This is a genomic window from Planctomycetaceae bacterium (genome assembly GCA_041398825.1).
Lineage (GTDB): Bacteria > Planctomycetota > Planctomycetia > Planctomycetales > Planctomycetaceae > F1-80-MAGs062.
Genome location: JAWKTX010000001.1, coordinates 604,199 through 618,204 on the forward strand (window position 1 = coordinate 604,199; position 14,006 = coordinate 618,204).

Genomic DNA, 14,006 nt, shown 5'->3' on the forward strand with positions numbered 1-14,006 from the left:
AGGATGGGCCTGTTGCTGTGAACCCGTCAGCCGATCAGTTCGGCGATGGGTTCGCCGTGGTCCACAATAGGTGTTGGACGGCCGTTGAAGTCTTCGATCAATGTCTTTCGTGCGTCGATACCAAGGTGGTGGTAGATCGTCGCCAGAAAGTCACCAGCGCTGCAGATCCGTTCGATGGAATCTTCGCCGCGTTTATCCGTCGCACCAATGAATCGACCGGTTTCAATTCCGCCGCCGGCCCAGATATTGGAAAAAGCACGCGGCCAGTGGTCGCGACCCGGTTGCTGCGTTCCAGCCGGAGCGCTGGCGTTGCCCGCTCCCGTACTCGCGGCATAGCTGATTTTCGGAGTGCGACCAAATTCGCCCGTGACGACGACCAGCACGCGTTTGTCGAGCCCCCGGTCGTAGATGTCTTCGATTAGCGCAGAGACCGCCTGATCGTAAGCATTTGCACGAAAACGCATCGCGTCAAATACATGATGGTTAACCGCATGATCGTCCCAGTTATTGACCCGCCCGCAAAGTGGGCCGTTCAGGCTGGTAGTCAGGACATCGACACCCGCCTCGATCAGCCTCCTTGCCATGAGCAACTGTTGTCCCCATGTATTTCGGCCATATCGATCGCGTGTCCTGTCGTCTTCCTTTGAAAGGTCGAATGCGTCTTTTGTCGCGGGGTTGGTGAGCAGCGTCAGAGCCTGTTCTTCAAACTGATCCAGCGCTTCCAGTTCGCGGCGCTGATCGAAAGCGCGTTCGAGCTTATCGAGATTCTGACGCAGGGAGGTGCGTCGGTCGATGCGTTGAATTTCCTGCTGGCTGCCAAGCCCGATGTTTGGCACTGTAAAGTTCGGCGCGTTGGGATCGCCTTTGACGACGAAGGGTGCATAGGCATCTCCGACATAAGCCGGACCATTGTATTCGAGTGGCGGGTTGATTCCGACGTAGGCTGGCAGGGGATTATTCCGTGGGCCTTCCTGCGCACGCAGAAAATTTGCAACCGACATCCAGTCGGGGTACTTCGGCTTTGGCTTGTCACGTGTATCGGGGTCACCCGAGAGCATCTGCATCGACCCTGCCGGATGCCCGCCCGCCGTTTGTCGCATCGATCTCAGCACTGTGAACTTGTCCGCGATTTTCGCCTGCATGGGCAGTAGTTCTGTGAACTGTAGTCCCGGCACCGCTGTATCGATGGTACCGAACGGACCACGGTATTCGCTGCCGGAGTCCGGCTTTGGATCGTACGTGTCAATGTGGGAGCATCCACCCGGCTTCCAGACCATAATCACGGCCTTCTTCTCTTTGACTCCGTTTGAAGAGGACAGCGCAGCGTTGATGGCCTGCATTCGCAGAAGTCCGGGAAGACTCAAACTTGTGAATCCGGCAAGCCCCAGGCGGAGAAATCCGCGTCGGCTGGCGGAACCGAATTCCCGTGGCCCGAGGCACGGACAAACTGACGAAGCATGAAATGGATCGCTCATGATGACGGTCCTGTCCTGGAATTGTGGATGTCTGATTGCTGGTGAAGTTGCGGGTTTTGGTGTTCAGCGGTTATGCAGTCATCTTCTTCTGATCACGAATCGAATCAATCGGCCGGGAGGACGCGAATATGGATGGGTTCGGTCACAACGATCTCTGCCGTGTCTTTGGGGGCTGCGGCTTTTGTGGCTGCCTCCAGTTCTTTTTTTCGCTGATCCCGAACCGCTTCGGCGGCTTTCATTTTGTTGGTCAGTTCCGTGACAAGTTCGTCTGCCTGCTGCCCGGACTCTGATGAAACAGTCGCTGTCTGTGTCGTTTGCGTTTTCAGTTCGGCATCCAGCGCGGCCAGCAGCTCTTCTGCCTGTTTCAGCCGCGTTTCGGCCGATGTGACGGCGGACGGATTGAATCGATATTTTGCGACAGCGCTACCGTAGAATGCGATCGTGTAATCACCGGCGGCTGTCTTGAGAGCCCCCGTATCAATGACGGCTTTTGAAGCACCGTCGGTGAGTTTAATGTCGAATCGGGGAACGTTTTCAAACCCTTCACCGAACGTCCTTAACTGAAGAGTCGAACCGGAGAATTCGTCACGACGAGTGTGCATTAGAGGTATGTTGAGTTTCTCTCCCGCTTTGACCTCGAAGATATCCTGCTCGGACGCTGCAATTGAGATCGGTGCGACTTCGGAATCTGTGACCGAAACCGGGATGCTGGTGACAAGTCTGGGTGACGGAATTTCCTGCCAGGCATCTCGCACGGGCCATGCCATGGCGGCCATGCTTACGGCGTGCGTCACTTCTTTATCACCGATCATGGCTTTCCCCGTAAACGAAGTAAATGCCATCCCGCGAGGGGCCTCTTGACCGGCTGTAATCAGCATGATGCCGCGAGACTTTCCGGCCGGAATCGTCAGTCCCTCGGCAGTCACTCCGTCCGGCAGGTTTTCCATTTTCAGCTCGATTGGCCCATCGAATCCATCGCGGCGGACAGCCACAACTTCGAGTGCCATGGTTGCCCCGGCTCGAAGGGCAATCGGTTTGCTGAGCGCGTTGCGGTCGCCATTGCGAAGCTCCATATGCATCGCCCATGAGATCAGTGCGAAGTCCGGTTGTGCCTTGCGAATGATCAGGCGGTAGATATTTCGGTCGTCCGTTCGCGTACCTCCGAACAAATCGGTGATCTGAAGGCGATACAACCCGTCTTCCTTGACTTCCAGTTTGCCGATGATGTCGGCAGAACCACCATTATACGGTGGCCCGTCGTAGGCATAGCCATTGCTCGACACTTTGACCGGGCTCGGGATGTCGGAGTATTCAGCGACATCGGATACTGTCTGCTGTTCTCCCTCGCCAGTTACTCGCTGGACAACAACAGATGGGTCCGTTGGCCTGCCAAGTCGTTCAGACGCTACTTCAATCCACCACACCTCATCTTTTCTGGCGGTGAATTCAAATGCATCGACGTCCGCCGCCGGGAAAAAACTGCCGCTGATGTCACAGGGCAGCTCAATCTTCTGAGCAGTCGCGGGAGGGTTCGGTTCTGTTTCTCTGATCGCTGCTTTTTCCGGCAATCCCTCCGGTGGCCACGAAAATGAACTGACTGTCCTTGTCGCAGCAAACTGTGGAATCGCCTCGTCCGGGTGCAACTTGCGCAGAGTCAATCGATAAAAGTACTCGGGACCTCCCTTAAATGTCAGTTCGTGCACTTTGATGACAAAGGTACCGTCGTTTGGGGCGGTGAAATCAATGGCACCACCTCGTCGCTCGACAATCAGGTCGCGTCCCATTTCATCAGCGACGATCAGCACTGCGTTCAGTTTGGAATCAATGTCTTTTGCTGCACAGTGGATGATATAACGCTGTCCCTGCACTGCGTTGAAGCTGAAATAGTCCACCGACTTGTTGCTCATTGCGGCGTTGCAGACGCAGTCGACTGAGATTTTCATCGCCTGATTCAGGGACGTATTTGGTGAGGACTGCACAACTTCAGGAAGTGTGCCCACGCTGAAGAATCGAGCAGCCGAAAGCCCCAGTCTTGACATGACCCGCGCTTCATAAAGTCCCGCCGGGCAATTCTCAGACACTGTCACCAGGTACCTGTTGGCCTGTGTTTGACCGTCTTCGGCCAGCTTCGGGACAGCGGAAATCTCCGGATGAGAGAAAAGCAGGTCCCCGGCGTCTTCGATGAAGTCCCCGGTGATCTCAATCTCCACGGTTGTGCCGACCTGAGCGCCCATTGGTTTTGTCGTCAGTAGCCGGGGAAGTGGAAGGCAGACGCTCTGGCCGGTAGAGGAAGGCATTGCCAAAAGCAGGGCCAGCGCCGTGGTCATGAAGGTGGCGGTCAGTTTTAATTGAGTCATGGCGTGGTCCCAATGGCGAGCGGCAAGGCGTCGGCCCTCCATGTGCTCTGTTCGTTACAGTAAAGTGATCTTCAGGGTGATCGTTTCGTAAATGAATATCTGGATCACGACGCTGTTTCGTTTTTCCGCCGGATGTGTCGGTGGAAGAGTTGGTGAAATGGGTGACTAATGATTGAACAGGAACTCTTTCGTATTGATCATCGCCCAGATCAGGTCCTGGAAGTTCTCTCGTGCTGCTGTTTTGGGATCCACAGGTTTTCCGTCTGCGGTTTGCCGTTCTTCCGCCATATAATCCGCAGCGATCCTGAGTTCTTCGGGTGTTGGTGCCCTGCTGAAGGCCGCCTGATAGATTTCCGTGATACGTTCTTCGATCGGTGCGTCCGATTGTGAGAGCCGATCTGCTCGACCGTTCGGCGTCGCAAGTTTTGCCTTCACATCATTTGCGTTCATTAAATGAAGGCTCTGGGCAAGACTTGGGGATTCAGCGCGTTCGCATTCACAAACGCTTTCGTTTTCCGGACGACCAAAGACACGCAGGAATGGCGATGCCTTGTTGTAGCTGTTGTCCGGTAATGCGATGGCGCGCGTTCCGGCTGGCAGGTTGGGGAAATCTGTGCGAGCTTCTGTCAGGTCATCGATCGAATCCAGCAGCACCTCTGCCTGAACACGCCGTGGGTAATAACGCGAGTAGTTCTGCTGGTCCGAAAGATTGTATTCATTTGGCGTTGAACTGAGCTGATAGGCACTGGAAGTTGTGATCAGGCGCACCAGCTCTTTCAGATGAAATCCATTCTGGATAAAGTGCTTTTCCAGGGCTGTCAGCAGTTGTGGATTTGTCGGTGGATTTGAATCACGGATGTCATCCTCTGGTTCAATCAGACCTCGTCGAAAGAAGTGCTTCCAGTAGCGATTCACGAGGGCTCGAGCGAAGTACGGGTTCTGCGGATCAGACATCCAGTCAGCGAGCTTCAGACGTGGGTCTTCGTCTGCTGTGATGGGAGGAATCGAATCGCCGAGCGCTGCTGGTTTCAGGGCCATTCCTGTCTTGATGTTTTTTGCCGTTGCGATGCCGCGTTTGTGGAAAATCATGTCTTCGCCGCGGGTGTCGGTCGGTTTTCTTCCGACCTGACTGAAGAATGCGGCAAGGCTGTAGTAGTCATCCTGGCTCCACCGTTCGAAGGGATGGTGATGACACTGCGCGCACTGCATACGAACCCCAAGAAACAACTGCGCGACGTCCTCGATCTGTTCTTTGGGTTCTTTGACTCGCTTGTACCACGCCACCGGCGGATTGGCGATAATTGTGCCTGTGGCTGCCAGCAGTTCCCGCACCATTTGATCATACGGTTTATTCGCGAGCAGACCGTCTCGCATCCAGGCATGAAATGCAAAGTTGGATGTGATGTCGCTGGCTTCGTCTCGACGATTTTTCAGAAGAGCGGTCCACTTGTTTGCAAAGAAGTCTGCATATTCAGGACTGCGAAGAAGCTGATCAACGACTTGTTGCCGTTTGTCTGTTTCAGAGTTGGCCTGAAATACCTGAGACTCCTGAATTGTCGGAAGGCGTCCGGCTATATCCAGCGTGACACGTCGGAGAAAGGTGGCGTCGTCGCAGACATCAGAAGGTGGGATACCGAGTTCCTTGAGGTTGGCGAATACGAGGTCATCAATGAAGTTGTTGCGGGGCGGAAGTGATTCCACTGGTGCTCCCAGCGGCACGGAACAATTGCAGACCGAAATCTCTCCCTGGTAGCGAACCATGATCGCGACTTTGCCGGGGATGTCCTGAATCCTGATTTGTCCGGTTGAGGTCACTGTTGCCATGGCATTGTCATTGGATTCAAACAACGCCATTTCTGTGACATCACGCTGCGTGTTATCTGAATAATGGGCGACGACAGAAAGCTGTTGCGTCGCGCTGGGTGTGAGTGTCTTTCGATTCGGCTTTACTTCAAGGCTGGTCAGCCTGGGAGCGGAATCCCCATCCCATTTGGCTCCCTGCCTGATCCAGTCGATCATCATCTGGTGAGTTTGCGAGTCTGCTTCCAGTCGCTTGCCTCCGCCATGCGGCATCTGACCTGTCGCCTTCATGAGTAACAGGCTGCGTTCGGCTGCTGCTGGAAAGATCCGCCGGCCTCGGCCTTCCTTCACAACAGAGTCGTAATCTTCGAGGGTTTCGAATCCAAGAAGAGACAACTGGAATCCATTTTGACCTCCGCCAGCCTTGGCATGACACACTCCGGCATTGCACCCCATCTTTGTGAGTGCCGGCACGACATCGTTCACAAAGCTGACTGTCGAGCCGTCATCCGCGAATGTTCTGGCGACGAATGTCACCAAAGCAATGGCAGTAAGAAATGGTCGACCACTTGCGCGGAAGGTGTTTGGGTGTTGATTGGAGGCCATGACGCGGGATCTCAGGCCAGATGGTGGGAAAAACCCCGGCAGGCTGGATGTTTCGCAGCTCCTGTCGGGAAGGCGGGCGTTGTCATCTGCGACAACGAGACAAGTCTAAGTTGCTCTTATACCTATCGTCCACCGTATTTCGATGTTCTGCCGACTCTGGCCGCGAATTCGCTCATGCCTCCAAATTCCAGCCATCTTGTACTGATTCTGCTGGCGATGTTGGCATTTGTCATCATTGGTTTGGCTGGTCCGGCAATGTCGCCCCGAATGTTATTGCCAAAGTCGACAGGAAACTTCAGTGTTGGTTCATGTATTCTGGTCGCGGGCAGCGAATCGTCGAGCTGGTAAAGGGCATGGGCGATAAGGGCGAACGGTGTGCGTACTCCTGTCCAGGAAAGTCGTCAACGGCGCTATTCGACGAGCGTCATCAATCGCTGGTTCTAAAATGCGATCGTTGATTCGCAGACCAACACTGCTGGTGTTCACGGCACATTCAGTATCGATGCTGCAGGTAACTGGTCGTACGCGCGAACTGCCGACTTGAATGCGATGAATGCCGGCGACGTGCTGTCTGACAGCTTCACAGCGGTGTCGTTGGACGGAACTGCCTCGCAGACAGTGAGCATCACCATCAACGGGCTCCACGATGCGGCAATCATCACCGGCGAGACAACGGGCAGCATGACCGAGGACGACGCTGGCACCATTGGTGCCCTGACGGTCAGCGATGTCGACAACGGGCAGGCTGCCTTTGTGCCTCAGACTAACGTTGCCGGAAGCTACGGTACATTCAATATCGATGCTGCAGGCAACTGGTCGTGCGTGCGAACTGCCGATCTGCAGTCCCTGTCGGTAGGAGAGTCGGCATCTGACAGCTTCAACGTGGTGTCGCTCGACGGTACTGCCAGTCAACTCATTGCCATCACGATCACTGGCGAAAATGACGCTCCGATGATCTCAGGTGTCACATCTGATCACAACACCGTTGACGATGCATCGGCAAGCGGCCTGGTGTCGATCGGCGGATCATTTCGTGATATCGACACTTCTGACTCACGCACCGCAACAGTCAACTGGGGGACGGAACGGTTGAATCGCTGACTGTGGATGAGCTTGCGGAGACACTCGCGGGCAGTCACCAATATCTCAGTGGCGGCATCTTCACGATCACGGTCACTGTCGACGATGGGAACGGAGGGACTGCTTCGTCGACGACCACTGCTGTCGTTGAAGGAGTCACGAACACTTTTTGTCGTCGGCACGAATAGTCGAGACATCGTTCAATTCTTTCGTCTTACCTGCGCGACGGGAACGATATTTATGATGGAATGGGGGCCGGATGGCTACCTGGCCCCAACGACAACTTCCCTTCGCAATTTGTCTTCGGCGGTGCGGGTGCCGATCGAATCGTCGGAAGTAGAGGCAACGTTGTCCTGGTGGGCTGTAGCGGGGATGACATGCTCGTCGGATACGACGGCGATGACATCCTCATTGGCGGCACGGGAGGGGATAATCTGCGGGGCAACCGAGGAAATGACCTGATGGTCGGTGGCTCGACAGAGAGTGACGATGACCTCTCCCCACTGGATCGGGCTTTGGCCGCATGGAGCAGCGACGATCTGACTTCCGCCCTGAAACACATCGGGCACGTTACGGATGACGACGAAAAGGATGATCTGTTCGGCGAGCAGGGCAACGATTACCTGCACTACGGAAACGGCGACAAGCGAAAGAACTGATCAATCGCAGCGATCAGTCGGGCTGTCGTCATTCACGAGAGGGAATTCGGGAACCCGCATTGCATGCAGTGCGGGTTCTTGTGTCGTTGAGAATCATTCGATCAGGAAATGAGTTCTTCGCTGCGGCAGATTGCTGTTCATTGGACTGAGATTTCATTGACTCATCATTCACTGGTTGCAACGGATTGTCGACACCGGTATCAGAGCATTAAACTGAACGAATGCAGAACTCTGAACATCTCAAAGTCGTGTATTTGATGCGTGGTCTGCCTGGTTGCGGCAAGAGCCATCGCGCGAAGCGATTAGCGGGCGAGTCGGGGATAGTGCTGGAGACGGATGCTTACTTCTACACGCAGATCGGAACAGACCCTGAATCGTACGATTTTGATGCGGCATTGCTTCCTGCCGCCAGACAGTGGATTCTTGAACGAATGAGAGACGCCTTGATGGCTGGCATTTCACCCGTCGTTGTTGATCGCGGAAACGGTATGAATCCGGAAACGCGGGAATTTGCACTTCTGGCTGTCGCGCATGGTTATTCCATCGAACTCGCTGAACCCGATTCTCTATGGTGGCAGGAACTCCGAGTGTTGCTGAAGTACAGGGAATTCATCGACGAGCGACTGTTTACTGCGTGGGCGCGGAAACTGTCAGAATCAACACGACAAGGGCATCGAGTCCCCGCGAATATCATTCTCGGCTGGATGAAGCACTGGCGTTATGATCTGACCGTGAAGATGATTCTGGAATGCAGAGATTAGGGGTCTGTTATACCTGCGGATCTGCAGCGTGAGTGGTGTGAAAACGGTTGCTGCTCAGGGCACCATGTCAAACGAGTTATCGCTTGAGTCGGCGTTGATGGAAATCGCGATGGGCGTTTCATTTGATGTGCGGTATTTCTCAGGAATGTTTGGAACATCCTTGAAGGATTCATAGGGCTCCGTGTTCTCTTCCTCGTCGACCATGATCGTTGGGGGAGTAATGACAACGGCAAATGAACCTGCCGGTAGTGAAACCTGAAAACTGCCGTCTGAGGCCAGCGTTGCTGCGTCACTTCCACCGGTCGATTTGTCCACGAAAGAGATCTCGCCTTCACTCACCGGCGACCCTGAAAACGTCACCTTTCCGCTCACTGAGTAGCGGGTGCCCAGGTCATCGCTACTGCTGCACCCGGCAATTCCTGTTGAAGTCGTGGCAAGCAGCACTGCGAGCAGCAATCGGTTGATCATAGTTTGTTGTTCACCATTGAAAATAAGAGAATGATTCAGCTCCACGAGGTGGGAGACATTTTCCACACCTCGTGGAGGACCTGAAGAATGACAAGGAGTTTTCAGGCAATCCTTGTTCACTAATCCAGCGCGGGGATTTGTGTCTGTCGAGCCGAAGAGCGGATGCTCTGTCAGAACTCACCCAGAACGTGGCCGTCTGACTTGTCCGCGAGGTCAAACAGAGTTGGCAAATTCATGTTGTCCGAGACAAATCGAACGCTTCCGTCCGCAAGCAGAATCTGGACTCCACCGGTATGGAATGAAGAAAGTGGTGTGTTGCAAGCCTGCTGACGTTGATAGCGGCCTGCAGCTCCTGTTACGAATGGCGGATTTGGTGACTCACGGATCGTTGTAATGTTGTAGCAACGAGCATCCCTGTCCGATGGATTGGCCGCATGACTGCAGTTAGAAGAGAAGCAGTTGGGCGAGGTGCTGCCTCGGGGAATTCGAGGATTCTTAACCCCCATCCATGGACCACTCGTAGGGCACGATGTGGTGTTGGTGGTATTCATGGTTCCGTTTTGTTTCAAAAATGCAGATTGCTCGCCGACCATCATGGTATTTGAGGTGCCATCGGTGAGGTCGCGAATCCTGGTCGCCACGTTCCCGGGGAATACACCCCCACTGGATGCAATTGACCCATTGAAGGCGTTGGAATCCCAGGGAGTCCCGTTCTGAACACTCCCTGCAATCAGGCCATAAGAACTCCATTGGATTTCAGTGCTTTGTACGACCTGTGATTCCGGCATTGCGCTGGAAGGGCATCGCATGAATCCAAATTTACCCTGAGAAAGAATCTGTCGGAGAACCTGCGTCGCAGGGTCTGTGGCGTGTCCAAGCCAGAAATTGACTCCGTTCTTTCCAAAGCCGACTTTGCTGGAGATTTCCTGATAAATATTAGACTGCTCGGTATATGGCAGCAGCATTACCCATGCTGATGGTCCGTGAAATGCGTCGTAATTGGTGGCAGCCGCGGGAGGGAATGCCCCATGTGTGCTTTCATAGTTATGCATCGCCAGACCAATCTGTTTGAGATTGTTCTTGCATTGTGTGCGGCGCGCCGCCTCTCGAGCCTGTTGCACTGCAGGAAGCAGCAGTGCAATTAAGATGGCAATGATTGCGATCACGACAAGTAACTCGATCAGCGTAAATCCACGTTTTGCTCTCTTGCTCACGTTTAAATCCTCATTCTGGAATGGGAACTTACAGGGTGCGTTTTCGTGAGGATAGATAACTTAATAGATCGCCTGCAATCAAGCCCGAGGGGAGCTCTCTTTCAACCATGGAGATTAATTAGTTTTGCGAAGTTAGTGTGGATCTTCGGTTACACCCGTCGTCAAGGGGGCCGACGTCACCTGTCAGGAATTTGAACATGCATATGCAAATGGTGCGGCTGCTGGTGGAACTGCAGCAATTCATCAGTCTTCGACTCGACGTATTTTTCCGGTCATTTTGACGGGGCGGATCTCCGATTCAGCTTCTTTGACAGCGATTGGTGGACTGGTTGTCCCATTGCTGGCCGGGAATCGGGAGATGGAAACGTCGTCTATGTTGATTTCAGCTGAGCATGTCAGAGCCACTGAGAACTGAAAGAACGTTGTGTCCTTCGTAATTTCGCGAAAGAACTCGAAGGGTTCCCATTCCCACGAAACGGGCAATCGCAAACCGGCTTCGGGGCCCATTTCCGAGTCGAATAGAAGCACGGGACGATTGGACTGGGGAACGATCACCCTGCCTCGCCGAATTCGTCCTGAAATTCGAATAATGTCCCCTGACTGGACCGCAACAGCCGGGCTGGTCACGACCACCGGAGTGACGTCACTTCGAGCGGGGGCCTTACCGGTTTGTCCGGGATGCCATGCTGCGATCTGCAGCATTGAGTTTGATCGGGATTGCTCAACAACCACGTCCGCCGTGGTCGAATACTTTACGATTTCTGAGGCAGTCTTTTGCCAGCCTGATTCGGATAACAATTGTATGTTTTCGAAATTACCTGTCGGCAGCAGGTTCTTTGTCCGGTACTCGCTTCGGTCAATGATCTGCTGCATCATTCGCCAATGATCCGGAAGCGTGGCGAAAGAAATGCTGTGCGGCGAAGCTGCCGGACTGCAGAGTCCTGATGTCGCTTCGTGCCAGCAGTCTGCCTGAATCGTGCGAAGGTAGCGAAGAGATTGCTGTCCCAGTGCTGCTGCTTCGGAATAGTCCAGTTGACTGAGTTCGTGGTGTCCACGATCCAGTGCGTTCCGCGCTAAAGAGAATAATCGCGTTACCTGCGTGGGGACTGCGCCAAACTCGTGGAGCTCTTCGGTGGTTTTGATAATACGGCGTAGTTTCAGATCGGCCAGTTCCACGGTTAGCGTTGCTGAGCGAGCTGCGACGTCATGGATCCTGCGTTCAAGAGATGCAACCAGATCAGTGTCGGATGAAACCAGAATTGCTGCATGCCGGTCAAAGTCCGGAACGGTCAGCTTCAGTCCCCCCGCAACCACCTCACGCGGCAGTGCGCGAAGGCCGGTTGATGAAAGCCTCCAGGCCGATGCCGTTTCTGTGGCGGCCACAATCATATTGATCTGTTTGTCAAACATTGCCTGCGGGACATATTGCGACTTCTTATCCCACTGGGTCAGGAGTATGAGTACCGATCGACCACTCGTGATCACTGCGGCGTCAGGGCCTGCCGGCTCCTCATCCACCATTGCGCTGGTTGTGACTCGCGAACTGGAAATGGCAGACTGGATGAGAGATCGACTCTGGCCGAAACGCCCGCTTGCCGTATCAACGGTGGACGATTCGGTGGCTGGTGGGTGAATCATGAGATGACCATCAACCCGTCCGGTTGCGAGGAATGGCTCAAGCAACTGAAGTTCCAGACTGACGAGTTCTGTGGCAATGGCGGTCTCGCGATCGAGATCATCGTCAATCTCAAGGGGCCGCGTTTTCCAGAATCCAATTCCTTTGCAACCGGATGAAATGGCGGCGTGTGCCTGCAGCAGGATTTGTTCGGGCTCAACGTGAGGCATGGTTGCACCGCGTTTTTGCCTCCAGGTTTGCTGTAACGCCGATGGTTCTGTTTGAATCCAGGTCCAGGGAAACGTCATCTGCGAAGCAATGCGCTGTCGCCGAAAAAGTTCGTTGCGTAACTGGCCGAAGCTCTCCTCACGCCCCACGACGTGCTTCCCAATTCCAACGAAATCGACTTCGCGAGACGCAGCCCCCTCAGCGCCTGTGACATCAGCCATCTGAGGTCGGCGAAACTGCCGATCAGCGCTGCGGATGGCGCGGGACCACGCGAGCAGATGCGGAAGCTCATCCGGTGAAACTCGTGTCCCTGTGTACCATGCCGATGCATGGGGGCAGAGTTGCTCAAGCGGCGGCAGCGACTGAAGTTGTTTGGTAAAGTCTCCAGGTTCAAACTCAGGGTGCGGCGGCGTTGCAAGGACCGCAAGATTCGCTTCCCGCAACTTTGCAGCACGTTCTGCGGCTCCGCAGTCGGGGATCCAGACGGCATTAAGTCCCATTTGTGTCATGGACTGAATGGGTTCGCCATGGTCGGGAGCAAAACGCAGTATCACAGGCTGGTCAGCCAGAAGAACGCGGTTCAGCTCAACTCGAATTGGAATGAAGTCAGCCACCGATTCCATCGGCTGTGCGTCATCCTCTTTCTGGCTGACAGGCTGGATGGTTTGGGCGACAGCATTCACGGGTTTGACGATCGGGCCGATCGCGGTTTCTTCGACGGCAATATCAACGAAAGACTCACCCGGAGGAGCCTCCAGCATTAGAACAATGGCCGTCGCGTACGCTTCGCGACCGACGATGTCAGAGCGATTCAGTTCCGCCCTCAAACGACGAAGTTGACCTTCCAGCGCCGATGATGTCCCGGCAACAGTCAGGGTCAGCCATTCCGAACGTTTTCGGGTCAGTTGGCCACCAACCACTGTTTCCAGCGGGCGACGGGTTCGAGGGTCAGACTGGTTCGGCAATACGACGTTCAGACCGACCTGAATACCGCCAGTCGTCGAGTGCAGTACCACAGAGGCTGAGAATTCGTCGTGCAAAAGTGATGCGGTTTGCGGAGACCAAAGGATCAAAGGTTCGTGTTGTCCGTGGTTCTGCAGTCGGAACCGCTGAATTTGTCTATCATTGTGAGTAATGGTTTCCACAGTGACTTCGAGTGTGCGGCGGTGCGGTCCGACCGACCATGGCAGTTTCCTGTTGGGAGACGCGGCCTGTTCGGTGTTCGCTGTTTCACCGGAGAGTGAATGTCCGAAGAGAGCCAACCAGGCGACTGCGACCAGAAAGAATCGCGCGGGCGCAGATATCCATCGCGCAGAACCGTTTTGGATCGTGAAACATCCGTGTTTCATGCCATGCCTGAGTCAATTGGGACTTGAGAGCGCGTGACCAGTATTCTGAGTACAGAGGTTAAAACGACTGCCCGGGACAGTTGGTTTGCGCGAACCGGGCGGTCCGATCGTACCGTTTCTGACACCTGAATCGGAGTAATCATACCATTCGCCACGGGTTTTTACCGAGGTCAGATTGCCAATTGGTTCCGGATGGGTCAGATATCCTTCCTGTAATGCCTGTTTTGCCTGTTTTGCGTCGGGTCGTGCAAATTGAAGCAATCGAGACAACGTTGAAAAAAAGTCTCATGTCTGCCGTTAAATCCTTGAGCGTCGTGGTGAAGCCATGCAGAATCAACGGAGCCAGAGAGGTCCCGAGTCAGGCAACGAAACGTTTATTCTCTCCCTGAAACGA

Annotated in this window: 10 protein-coding genes; 4 read left to right on the forward strand and 6 right to left on the reverse strand. The window is 54.4% G+C overall.

Annotation, left to right across the window (positions count from 1 at the left end; all coding sequences use genetic code 11):
- Window positions 1–26: 26 nt before the first annotated feature.
- From R3C20_02120 to R3C20_02130, 3 genes are all read right to left on the reverse strand, one after another.
- Entirely contained in the window at window positions 27–1,475 is a 1,449-nt protein-coding gene (locus R3C20_02120; protein MEZ6039271.1) for a DUF1501 domain-containing protein, read from the reverse strand.
- Between the two features lie 104 nt (window positions 1,476–1,579).
- The gene (locus R3C20_02125) at window positions 1,580–3,832 is read right to left on the reverse strand and encodes a serine protease (protein MEZ6039272.1); all 2,253 of its coding nucleotides are present in this window, start codon (window positions 3,830–3,832) and stop codon (window positions 1,580–1,582) included.
- 165 nt (window positions 3,833–3,997) lie between these two features.
- Window positions 3,998–6,238, reverse strand: coding sequence for a DUF1553 domain-containing protein (locus tag R3C20_02130; GenBank protein MEZ6039273.1), 2,241 nt, complete (start codon window positions 6,236–6,238; stop codon window positions 3,998–4,000).
- Between R3C20_02130 and R3C20_02135 the strand changes: the two genes are divergently transcribed.
- The 4 genes from R3C20_02135 (at window position 6,221) to R3C20_02150 (ending at window position 8,738) form a co-directional block, all read left to right on the forward strand.
- Window positions 6,221–6,586, forward strand: coding sequence for a hypothetical protein (locus R3C20_02135; protein MEZ6039274.1), 366 nt, complete (start codon window positions 6,221–6,223; stop codon window positions 6,584–6,586). The genes R3C20_02130 and R3C20_02135 overlap by 18 nt on opposite strands.
- Before the next feature lie 102 nt (window positions 6,587–6,688).
- Window positions 6,689–7,339 (forward strand): VCBS domain-containing protein, encoded by a 651-nt coding sequence (locus tag R3C20_02140; protein MEZ6039275.1) that lies wholly within the window; start codon window positions 6,689–6,691, stop codon window positions 7,337–7,339.
- 227 nt (window positions 7,340–7,566) lie between these two features.
- The gene (locus R3C20_02145) at window positions 7,567–7,977 is read left to right on the forward strand and encodes a hypothetical protein (GenBank protein ID MEZ6039276.1); all 411 of its coding nucleotides are present in this window, start codon (window positions 7,567–7,569) and stop codon (window positions 7,975–7,977) included.
- 221 nt (window positions 7,978–8,198) lie between these two features.
- Window positions 8,199–8,738, forward strand: a complete 540-nt coding sequence (locus R3C20_02150) for an ATP-binding protein (GenBank protein MEZ6039277.1) — start codon at window positions 8,199–8,201, stop codon at window positions 8,736–8,738.
- Between the two features lie 54 nt (window positions 8,739–8,792).
- Here the strand turns inward: R3C20_02150 and R3C20_02155 are convergent, their stop codons facing one another.
- The 3 genes from R3C20_02155 to R3C20_02165 all read right to left on the reverse strand — a co-directional run bounded on the left by R3C20_02155 (window position 8,793) and on the right by R3C20_02165 (window position 13,612).
- A complete protein-coding gene (locus R3C20_02155) occupies window positions 8,793–9,206 on the reverse strand; it encodes a carboxypeptidase-like regulatory domain-containing protein (GenBank protein MEZ6039278.1) in 414 nt (137 codons plus the stop codon).
- A gap of 170 nt (window positions 9,207–9,376) precedes the next feature.
- A complete protein-coding gene (locus R3C20_02160; GenBank protein MEZ6039279.1) occupies window positions 9,377–10,420 on the reverse strand; it encodes a DUF1559 domain-containing protein in 1,044 nt (347 codons plus the stop codon).
- A 243-nt stretch (window positions 10,421–10,663) separates the two neighbouring features.
- Window positions 10,664–13,612, reverse strand: coding sequence for a hypothetical protein (locus tag R3C20_02165; protein MEZ6039280.1), 2,949 nt, complete (start codon window positions 13,610–13,612; stop codon window positions 10,664–10,666).
- Window positions 13,613–14,006 lie beyond the last annotated feature (394 nt).

What these genes read in the sequence shown, in the direction of transcription:
- R3C20_02150 (MEZ6039277.1), top strand. Translation starts at nt 8,199, where the DNA reads ATGCAGAACTCTGAACATCTCAAAGTCGTGTATTTGATGCGTGGTCTG.
- R3C20_02130 (MEZ6039273.1), bottom strand. Translation starts at nt 6,238, where the DNA reads ATGGCCTCCAATCAACACCCAAACACCTTCCGCGCAAGTGGTCGACCA.
- R3C20_02165 (MEZ6039280.1), bottom strand. Translation starts at nt 13,612, where the DNA reads ATGAAACACGGATGTTTCACGATCCAAAACGGTTCTGCGCGATGGATA.
- R3C20_02125 (MEZ6039272.1), bottom strand. Translation starts at nt 3,832, where the DNA reads ATGACTCAATTAAAACTGACCGCCACCTTCATGACCACGGCGCTGGCC.
- R3C20_02155 (MEZ6039278.1), bottom strand. Translation starts at nt 9,206, where the DNA reads ATGATCAACCGATTGCTGCTCGCAGTGCTGCTTGCCACGACTTCAACA.
- R3C20_02145 (MEZ6039276.1), top strand. Translation starts at nt 7,567, where the DNA reads ATGGGGGCCGGATGGCTACCTGGCCCCAACGACAACTTCCCTTCGCAA.
- R3C20_02120 (MEZ6039271.1), bottom strand. Translation starts at nt 1,475, where the DNA reads ATGAGCGATCCATTTCATGCTTCGTCAGTTTGTCCGTGCCTCGGGCCA.